The organism is Pseudarthrobacter cellobiosi (assembly GCF_023913815.1).
In the GTDB taxonomy this organism is placed as follows: Bacteria; Actinomycetota; Actinomycetes; order Actinomycetales; family Micrococcaceae; genus Arthrobacter; species Arthrobacter cellobiosi.
In genome coordinates this window covers 552,054-560,564 of the sequence record NZ_JAMXBK010000028.1, presented here as the reverse complement: position 1 = coordinate 560,564, position 8,511 = coordinate 552,054, and the positions used below count along the sequence as shown (strand labels likewise).

Genomic DNA, 8,511 nt, shown 5'->3' with positions numbered 1-8,511 from the left:
TCCTCACAGACGGCCGCTTCTCCGGCGGAACCACCGGCCTCTGCATCGGCCACGTGGCACCGGAAGCTGTCGACGGCGGCCCCATCGCCTTCGTCAAGGACGGGGACCGCATCCGTGTGGACATCGCAGCACGGACCTTCGACCTGCTGGTGGACGAAGCTGAGCTCGAGTCCCGCAAGATCGGCTGGGAGCCACTGCCGGCCAAGTTCACCAAGGGCGTGCTCGCAAAGTACGCCAAACTCGTGCACAGCGCCTCCACCGGCGCATACTGCGGGTAAAGCACTAGCACCCATTTACAGATCCACGGACGGTGACTACGTTGAGAATCACCCCAGCTGGAGACGCGTGCAGAGGACTTCTGAAATTCCGCGCAGACCACTTCGGAAAATGACATTGGCGGATTCCCGCAGCACGGGGCGCCTTCGGGTCCCTCGCAGGAATCGCCGCCATTCTCGATTCAAGGTGTTCTTGAAATCCTTCGTTTGTAAGAACGACGACGCACTACTACTCGGGTGCCAGCGGACTGATGGGTCTGGCGGGAAGGGTGAGTGGAACCAGGCTCAGCTGCGCCCGATTCAGGTCCTTGGCTTCGCCGGGGCGAAGGCGCGGCTCCTGATGTTTATCTGCTGTGTAGCGCAGATTACTGAACGGCAGCACGGACCGGCCATACGTTGAAGACGTCAGCAAAGAACTCTTCGATGGAAGGTCGCCATCATGGCTTCTGCACCAGCTCTTTCACATCACACCTCCGACACCGGCATCGGCCGGCGCGTTCTCGCCGGGGCCGCCGGGGGCATCGCCGGCGGCATCGTGTTCGGGATTCTCATGGCGATGATGGGCATGCTGCCCGTCATCGCGTCCATGGTCGGCTCCAACTCGGCCGTGGTCGGGTTCGGCGTCCATCTGATGATTTCGGTACTGATCGGGCTGGGCCTGACGGTCCTGTTCGGCAACCGGTTCCTAACCGCGTATGGCCGCGGCGCCCTCGTCGGGCTCGGTTACGGGGCCACGTGGTGGGTCCTTGGGCCGCTGATGATCATGCCGGTCATGGTGGGCATGCCCCTGTTCGCCATTGACCTCACCGCGCTGATGAGCCTGATGGGCCACCTGATCTATGGCGTTATTCTGGGACTGGTGGCGGTCCGCGTCCTCAAGAGCCGGGCATGACCGATACCTGCCGGGTCGATGTGGCGGCCACCGTCTCCGGGGACCTGCGACCGTGGGCCCCGCGGCAACGAGAGGCCGACCCGCTGATGGCAGGACCCGCTGACCCCTTCAGTTGTTTGAATGAAGTTGATCTGTTCGCTGACCTGAGCGCGCAGGAGATCGAGGCCATGGACCTCATGGCCCCGGCCCGGCTGTTCCGCCGCGGGGAACTGCTGTTCAGCCAAAGCCAGCCCGTCAAGGCCCTGTTCATCCTCAAATCCGGCCGGGTGCGCATTTTCCGGGTCGCCGAGGACGGCAAAGCCCTGACGATGGCCATCCTGGAACCGGGCGCGGTATTCGGAGAGATGATGCTCGTGGGCCAGCGGATGTATGACAACTACGCCGAGGCCATCGAAGACTCGGCGATCTGCCAGCTCAGCGTGGATGAAGTCGAACGGTTCCTGCTCTCGGATCCCCGCATCGCCATCCGCATCTCCCGGCTCCTGGGCGAACAGGTCGCCCGCCTCGAAGAGCGCCTGACCGACTTGGCGCTGCGGCCGCTGGCCGCTCAGGTGGCGTCCACCCTTCTCAAACTCGGTGACGCCGCGGGGCCGCCGCGCTTCGGGCAGGCCCGGACCATCCACCTGACCCACGAACAGCTCGCCGGTCTCCTGGGCGCCTCCCGGGAGGCCACCAGCAAGATCATGGGTGAGCTCACAGCCAAAAAAGCCATCCGCCAGGGCCGCGGGCGCATCGTCATCCAGGACCGCGACATCCTGCACAAAACCGCCCGGAGCACCTCATGATCACCGCCGCCTTCCACGGCCAGGTGATCGCCCGCTCAGAGCAAACAGTCTATCTGGAAGGCAACCACTACTTCCCCCGGGAATCCCTAGTGCCGGACGCGCTTGAAGACAGTTGGGTCCGGACCCTTTGTTTCTGGAAGGGTGTTGCCTTCTACCACCACGTCCGCGCAGGGGGCCACCGGTCACCGAACGCCGCTTGGTCCTATCCCCGGCCGACACCCCTGGCCCGGATGATCAAAGGCCACGTCGCCTTCGCTCCCGGCGGGGGCGTCATCGTCAGCGACGACCATCCCTGACCGTGCCCCTGCGCATCGGTTGGCTTCTTCCCCGCCCAAAGTTTTGTCCTGTCAATCAATCCAGAGATAAGTGAGTACCCGCATGCCACGCATTCCCACCCACACCCTAGTCACAGCACCTGAAGCCTCCCAAGGGATCGCCCGGAAACTGGAGCAGAAAATGGGCAAGCTGCTGAACATCCACGCCGGCATGGCAGACTCCCCGGTCGTGATCGCCTCCTACGAGGGGATCTCCGCCGCCATCGCGGCACACGGCAGCTTCGACGCCCGCACCCGCGAAGCGATCGCCCTGGCCGTCGGAAACCAGAACGGCTGTGACTACTGTCAGGCCGCCCACACCCTCTCGGCACGCCGGGCAGGGCTGGACGATGAGCAGATCCTCGCGGTCCGCACCGGTGAAGTGGATTTCGACGACAAACTCGCAGCGATCACCGGTGTCGCCCGTGAAGCCGCGGCCCGGACCGGGAACGTCTCCGACGCGACCTGGCAGGCCGCCCTTGACGCCGGATGGAGCGCCGAGGAACTCTCCGAGGCGTTCGCCCACATCGCGGCAAACCTGTTCACCAACTACTTCAACCACTACGCCGGCACGGAACTGGACCTTCCCGCAGTCCCGGAACTCACCGCCTGAGACCCGTGGAAGGTGGAAGGAGCATCGGTCCCTTCACCCGGTCTGCGGTTTCACCTTTAACCAGCAGGGGGCGGCAGGGCGCGGCGGTTACCCGCAGCCGGCCCCCTCCGGACGGCGGCCACGGTCGTCGTCAGTGCGCTGCTGCCAGGGCCGCGGGAAGGTCGGTCAGGGCGGTAACTGTGAATTCAGGAGCCTCAAAGTAGCCCGGGTAGCTACCCCCGGTCCTGTTCAGCCACGCCGTGCGCAACCCGGCACGGGCGGCGCCGTGGATATCCCACGGATGCACGGCGACCAGCAGCATGCCGGCCGGGTCGGCCCCGGAAGCAGCGGCGGCATATTCATAGGAGGCCCGGGCAGGCTTCCATGCGGGAGCGCCTTCGACCGAAAGCAGCGACTCAAACGCATCCCGGATCCCGACCTCGCTGAACAATTGCTCGGCGATCCGGGCCGAGCCGTTGCTTAGCGTAATCAGCCGGAACCCTGCAGCGGCGAGGGCTCTAATCCCCTCGGGGACATCGGAATGTACCCCGAGGCCGGCCAGGCCGCCCATGACATGGTCGACCGCCGCATCAAGAGGGCGGTTAAGCTCCACCCCGGTCAGAAGTCCCCGGAGTGCGCCAGCCCCGAGGGCGGCGAACGATCCGTTGTCTCCGCTGGCCGCCAGCGCGAAGCCGTCACGCAGCAGCGTGGCGAACCAGAGTTTCGCCAGCTCAGCCGGCGCCCCGACCTCGCTGAAGCGTTCCCCCATGGGCGACATATCTGACAGGGTTTCGTTGACATCAAAGACAACGACTGAGATGGCGGTGCTCATGGATTCTCCTTGTGGTCGCGTGTAGGTCTCCGGTGCAAGTCTGCCGCCATCCGGAAAGAAAAGAGAGGGAACCACTGGCCCGACTAACCGGGGCGTATCGGGGCCCGGTGTTCCCGGAAGCTGTCAGCGCAGGTATTCCGCCAATTTCCTTGTCGAAAAACTGCTTGGGCCGCGCACCGATCCCGGACGCCCTGTTTTCGCCGTCCCCGACGAGGTAGATGGCACTTGGGAATTCAGTAGCGAAGAACTGGCATTGGCCTTGGCTCTCGTTAGAGGTAGCTGCAGATGCGTTCGGGGTCGCAGGCTGCGGGGTCCCCCGCGGCCGCGGCGTCATGAAATTCGGCGACGGTTGTCCGCAGCGCGGTGAGTTCTGCGATCCGGGCGTCGAGGTCGCGGAGCTGTTTGGCCAACAGATCCTTCACGTGGATGCAGGGGGCCTGGCCGATGTCCCGGACGGCGAGGATGTCTCCGATCTGGGCCAGGGTCAGCCCGGCGGTGCGGCCGCGGCGGATGAATTCGAGCCGGCTGACCGTCTCGTGGGGGTAGTCGCGGTATCCGTTCGGGGCCCTGTCGGCGGCCGGCAACAGGCCGCGGTCCTCGTAGAACCGCAGTGTCTTGGCCGTCATGCCGGCGGCTGCGGCGGTTTCGCCAATACGCATCATGTACCTCTTGTCCCGGGGTTTCCCTCTTAACCTTCCAGTTTAGTGGAAGGTAAGGAGCAGCTAAAGGATCGGTTACCAACCGGGCCGGGGAAAGCCCCATCTTTTCCAAGCGCATTAGGCCCGGGTGAGGGCTCCGCGGTTCCGGGCCGGTGGCGGATGGGTCTCTTGACCTTCCCCCATGGTGGAAGGTGCAGACTGGGGTCACACCCATACACGAGGCAACGTCGCGGGCATTCCGGGGGCGGCGCTGCTGTACGACTTTGGAGGATTTCATGTCTGAACAGACACCTGATTTTGATCTGGCCATCATCGGCTCCGGCGGCGGGGCGTTCGCGGCCGCGATCCGGGCGACCAACCTGGGCAAACGGGTCCTGATGATCGAGCGTTCCACCGTCGGCGGCACGTGCGTGAACACCGGCTGTGTTCCCTCCAAAGCGCTCCTCGCGGCGGCCGAGGCCCGGCATGTTGCCCTGGACGCGTCCGGCCGGTTCCCCGGCATCAGCACCTCCGCCGCCCCGGTCGACATGGCCGGGCTGATCGGCGGGAAGCGTTCCCTGGTGGAGACGATGCGTTCGGATAAGTACGTGGACCTGATCGCTGAGTACGGCTGGGAGCTGCGCCAGGGCGATGCCGTGTTCGCCGGCACCCAGAACGATCCGGTCCTGGAAATCACCGGACAGGACGGCGCTCCGGAATCGGTCCGGGCCGCGCACTATCTGGTGGCCACCGGCTCCGCCCCGTGGGCGCCACCGATCGAGGGTCTGGCGGACACGGAATACCTGACCTCAACCACGGCGATGGAACTCGAGGAGGTCCCTGACTCCCTGCTGGTCATCGGCGGCGGCTACGTGGCCCTGGAACAGGCCCAGCTCTTCGCCCGGCTCGGGTCCAAGGTCACCATGCTGGTCCGCTCCCGCCTGGCCTCCGCGGAGGAACCCGAGGCCTCCCACGCCCTGATGGGCGTCTTCGCCGACGAGGGTATCCGCGTGGTCCGCCGGACGGCCGTGTCTTCCGTGCGCACGGACCCGGCCACCGGCGGGATCATCGCGACGGCGGCCGTCTCCGGAGGGCAGGAGGAATTCCGGGCCACCAGGGTGCTGGTCGCCACCGGACGCCGGCCGGTCACCGAGGGCTTGAACCTGGGTGCGGTCGGCGTCAAGACCGGGGACGGCGGCGAGATCCTGGTCAACGGCCAGCTTGCCAGCTCCAACGACCGGATCTGGGCCGCCGGGGACGTGACCGGGCACCGCGAATTCGTCTACGTCGCAGCCGCCCACGGCTCCCTGATGGTGGAGAACGCGTTCAACAACGCCGGCCGCGAGGTGGACTACCGGCACCTGCCCCGGGTCACCTTCACCAGCCCGGCCCTGGCCGCGGTCGGGATGACGGACAAGGAAGCCAACGAGGCCGGCATCCGGTGCGAATGCAGGGTCCTGCCCCTGGAGTACGTGCCCCGGGCCCTGGTGAACCGGGACACCCGTGGCTTCATCAAGATGGTCGCCGACGCCGACACCGGACGGATCGTGGGAATCACCGCCGTCGCCAAGGACGGCGGAGACCTCGCGGCGGCCGGTGTTTATATCCTGGAAGCCGGGATGACAGTGGACCAGGTCGCGAACCTGTGGAGCCCCTACCTGACGATGGCCGAAGGGATCAAGATCGCCGCCCAGTCCTACACCACGGATGTCTCCAAACTCTCCTGCTGCGCCTCCTGACCGCCCTGCCCCTCCACGCGGATGAAGACCTCGGAGCACGACTTCATCGACCGTCAGACCTCACAGGAAACCGGCATCGTCCCCGCACCCTCGCTGCCCCTGCCTGGACGAGCAGTGCAGACGACTTCTGACATTCCGTGCAGACGTCTTCTGAAACTGACATCATGAATTTGCCTGGGTCTGAGCAGTGAAGCGAGCAGAACGGCTCCATGCTCTATCAGAGATGTTGCGCCGCAGCGGCGCGCGGGGGGTCTCCGCCGAACGGTTGGCGAGAGAGTTCGAGGTGTCCGTGCGCACAATCAAGAGAGACCTCGATGCGCTGGAGAACAGCGGTGCGCCTCTATGGTCGCGCCCAGGTCCGGGCGGTGGCTACGGATTGGCTATCGGCGCGTCCCTGCCACCCGTCAGCCTGTTTCCGGCGCAGGCTGTGGCGCTCATGGCGGCTGTGTCCGCTGCGTCTGATGCCCCCTACGCTGATCTGGCAGCAGCCGGTATCCAGAAGATCCTGGACGTCCTCGATCCCAGAACCCGAGCAAGAGCTGACGAGCTGGCCCGCCGTGTGTGGGTCAACGCGCTTCCCTCGTCCTCGCGCGCGATTAAGTCGGCACTGGAGGAGGCGATGGCCGAGCAGCGAGTAATCCGTATTCGCTACACATCGAGAGACGGGACCACGACCACCCGTGACGTCGAGCCCGTGCTGTTCGCCTCCACGAACGGCCAGTGGTACTTAATTGGATGGTGCCGAATGCGCGACGCAATGCGATGGTTTATCGTGTCGCGCATCGAGCAGGCCACCGTAACTAAGGCGGCCTGCAGCGGCCACACCATCCACGAGGTCGGAGAACCCCCAGCGAACGCCAGACCGGTACACGGTCGTGGCGAGTGAGCCACTAAATCAACGTCTCCGGTCAGTACAGCTAGAGAACACCAACGTGGGCCATCTGTTCCCACCGGCTCGCTTTACCCACACCATACTGCCGGCCTTTCCAGCCAACAGGGACCCTGTTACGGAAGGATTCTCGGTACGCGAAGTAGGCCACGTGGCCGAGGCGCTCGAGCTGCCGATCACGTAGCGCCCATTCAACTGCGGAGTGTCGAACCGCGTCTGAGCTGGGGATTCGGCAAGGATTGGGGCTATGACCAAGAGAACTGTGCTTATCGGGGGACGCTTTTTCTTTGGCCTTTTGACGTTGGTGGCGGTGGGAACACAGCTGACAGTTCATTTGGGCATGGGCTACGACGTCTGGAACTTCTTCAGCTACTTCACTAATCTGTCCAACATCTTCGCTGCGTTGGTGCTTCTCATCAGCGGCTACAGGGTGCTGATCCGCAAACGCCCCAGCGAAATCGACGACGTCACGCGCGGCACGGCAACCATCGCCATGGCCGTGGTGGGACTCGTGTTCGGTGCACTGCTCGCCGGGGAAGATCTCGGCTCGCTGCTGCCGTGGGTCAACTTCGTGGTGCATTACCTGATCCCGGTGGTCATGGTGGTGGACTGGCTCTTCCAACCGCCGCGGGCCACGCTCACGGTCAAGCACATCTGGTACTGGCTGCTCTACCCCGTCGGCTACCTGGCCTACAGCCTGGTCCGCGGGGCCTTGGTGAACTGGTACGCGTACTGGTTCGTCGACCCCGCACGGGCAGGTGGCTGGGGCGGGGTGGCGGTGTTTGCCCTCGCCATTTCCGTCGGCTTCCTAGTAGTGAGCCTGGCGATGCTGTGGCTCGGCAACAAGCTCAAGCGGCAGGTGGATTACTAGTCGAGGAGGTGCAGCTGTTCGGGGGAGTCGAGGTCTTCGCCGCCGGAGAGGTCACTGCAATCGATGAGGTCTATCAGTTCGGGATGGGCCTGGAGGAAATAGCGGGCGCCGGCGTCGCCCGTTGCCATTTCTGCGGCCTCAGCGCGGAGGCTGGAATCCAGAAGCAGCGGATGTCCCCGCCGGAGTTTTCCTTCGGGGCCACGGTAGGCGGCGGCCGTCACCCGGCCTGGTCGGTGGGATGCCAGCAACCGGGCGACGGTCTCGGTGGTCAGGCCGGGCTGGTCCACCAGCGCAATGAGCACATGGTCCTCCGGGGCTGCTGCGGCGACTCCCGCCCGGAACGAACTGCCCATTCCACTGGCCCAGTCCGGGTTGTCGATGACCCGGTGCCGGCTGAGATCGGTGGCGGCGCGGACCGTTCCCGCGTCCGCGCCGAGCACCGTCACCACCTCCCAGCAGCCGCCGTCGAGCAGCACGTCGGCCAGGACTTCAACGAGCGTACGGCCCTGGAACCGGAGTAACGCTTTGGGGCCGAGCCCCAGCCGCGTCCCGGCACCGGCGGCAAGCAGCACCGCCGTCGTGCGTTGTTTGTCCAGGTCAGCCATCGCCCCAGCCTATCCAGCCACATGACAGTTGACGGCAGTGTTCCACGGGAACACTGCCGTCAACTGTTGTCTGGATGAA

10 protein-coding genes and 1 pseudogene are annotated in these 8,511 nt (G+C 65.2%); 8 read left to right on the top strand and 3 right to left on the bottom strand.

Annotated elements, in window-relative coordinates; translation table 11 throughout:
* From NG701_RS20880 to NG701_RS20860, 5 genes and pseudogenes are all read left to right on the top strand, one after another.
* Positions 1–278 (top strand): annotated as a pseudogene (locus NG701_RS20880) (dihydroxy-acid dehydratase domain-containing protein); the annotation flags it as partial.
* Between the two features lie 436 nt (positions 279–714).
* A complete protein-coding gene (locus NG701_RS20875) occupies positions 715–1,167 on the top strand; it encodes a hypothetical protein (RefSeq protein ID WP_104060624.1) in 453 nt (150 codons plus the stop codon).
* Complete coding sequence (locus tag NG701_RS20870) at positions 1,164–1,952, top strand: Crp/Fnr family transcriptional regulator (protein WP_219816384.1); 789 nt, start codon at positions 1,164–1,166, stop codon at positions 1,950–1,952. The genes NG701_RS20875 and NG701_RS20870 overlap by 4 nt, the downstream gene beginning before the upstream one ends.
* Complete coding sequence (locus NG701_RS20865; RefSeq protein ID WP_252570540.1) at positions 1,949–2,248, top strand: DUF427 domain-containing protein; 300 nt, start codon at positions 1,949–1,951, stop codon at positions 2,246–2,248. Before NG701_RS20870 ends, NG701_RS20865 begins: the two co-directional genes overlap by 4 nt.
* A gap of 82 nt (positions 2,249–2,330) precedes the next feature.
* Positions 2,331–2,879: a carboxymuconolactone decarboxylase family protein gene (locus NG701_RS20860; RefSeq protein WP_252570538.1), complete on the top strand. Its 549-nt coding sequence runs from the start codon at positions 2,331–2,333 to the stop codon at positions 2,877–2,879.
* Positions 2,880–3,009: 130 nt separating this feature from the next.
* On the opposite strand, the gene NG701_RS20855 is transcribed toward NG701_RS20860, so the two are convergent.
* Together NG701_RS20855 and NG701_RS20850 are read right to left on the bottom strand one after the other, a co-directional pair.
* Positions 3,010–3,690, bottom strand: coding sequence for a haloacid dehalogenase type II (locus tag NG701_RS20855; RefSeq protein ID WP_252570536.1), 681 nt, complete (start codon positions 3,688–3,690; stop codon positions 3,010–3,012).
* Between the two features lie 269 nt (positions 3,691–3,959).
* Complete coding sequence (locus tag NG701_RS20850) at positions 3,960–4,349, bottom strand: heavy metal-responsive transcriptional regulator (protein ID WP_252570607.1); 390 nt, start codon at positions 4,347–4,349, stop codon at positions 3,960–3,962.
* Positions 4,350–4,624: 275 nt separating this feature from the next.
* Between NG701_RS20850 and merA the strand changes: the two genes are divergently transcribed.
* The 3 genes from merA (at position 4,625) to NG701_RS20835 (ending at position 7,827) form a co-directional block, all read left to right on the top strand.
* Complete coding sequence (merA, locus tag NG701_RS20845; protein ID WP_104060622.1) at positions 4,625–6,067, top strand: mercury(II) reductase; 1,443 nt, start codon at positions 4,625–4,627, stop codon at positions 6,065–6,067.
* A 187-nt stretch (positions 6,068–6,254) separates the two neighbouring features.
* Positions 6,255–6,953: a helix-turn-helix transcriptional regulator gene (locus tag NG701_RS20840; RefSeq protein ID WP_308291958.1), complete on the top strand. Its 699-nt coding sequence runs from the start codon at positions 6,255–6,257 to the stop codon at positions 6,951–6,953.
* 250 nt (positions 6,954–7,203) lie between these two features.
* On the top strand, positions 7,204–7,827 hold the full coding sequence (locus NG701_RS20835; protein WP_252570532.1) for a Pr6Pr family membrane protein: 624 nt from the start codon (positions 7,204–7,206) through the stop codon (positions 7,825–7,827).
* Here NG701_RS20835 and nboR read toward each other — a convergent pair.
* Complete coding sequence (gene nboR / locus NG701_RS20830) at positions 7,824–8,432, bottom strand: nicotine blue oxidoreductase (RefSeq protein WP_252570531.1); 609 nt, start codon at positions 8,430–8,432, stop codon at positions 7,824–7,826. The two genes, NG701_RS20835 and nboR, sit on opposite strands and share 4 nt — an antisense overlap.
* Positions 8,433–8,511 lie beyond the last annotated feature (79 nt).

Coding starts and splice junctions, on each gene's coding strand:
- NG701_RS20875 (WP_104060624.1), top strand. CDS start 715: ATGGCTTCTGCACCAGCTCTTTCACATCACACCTCCGACACCGGCATC.
- NG701_RS20870 (WP_219816384.1), top strand. CDS start 1,164: ATGACCGATACCTGCCGGGTCGATGTGGCGGCCACCGTCTCCGGGGAC.
- NG701_RS20865 (WP_252570540.1), top strand. CDS start 1,949: ATGATCACCGCCGCCTTCCACGGCCAGGTGATCGCCCGCTCAGAGCAA.
- NG701_RS20860 (WP_252570538.1), top strand. CDS start 2,331: ATGCCACGCATTCCCACCCACACCCTAGTCACAGCACCTGAAGCCTCC.
- NG701_RS20855 (WP_252570536.1), bottom strand. CDS start 3,690: ATGAGCACCGCCATCTCAGTCGTTGTCTTTGATGTCAACGAAACCCTG.
- NG701_RS20850 (WP_252570607.1), bottom strand. CDS start 4,349: ATGCGTATTGGCGAAACCGCCGCAGCCGCCGGCATGACGGCCAAGACA.
- merA (WP_104060622.1), top strand. CDS start 4,625: ATGTCTGAACAGACACCTGATTTTGATCTGGCCATCATCGGCTCCGGC.
- NG701_RS20835 (WP_252570532.1), top strand. CDS start 7,204: ATGACCAAGAGAACTGTGCTTATCGGGGGACGCTTTTTCTTTGGCCTT.
- nboR (WP_252570531.1), bottom strand. CDS start 8,432: ATGGCTGACCTGGACAAACAACGCACGACGGCGGTGCTGCTTGCCGCC.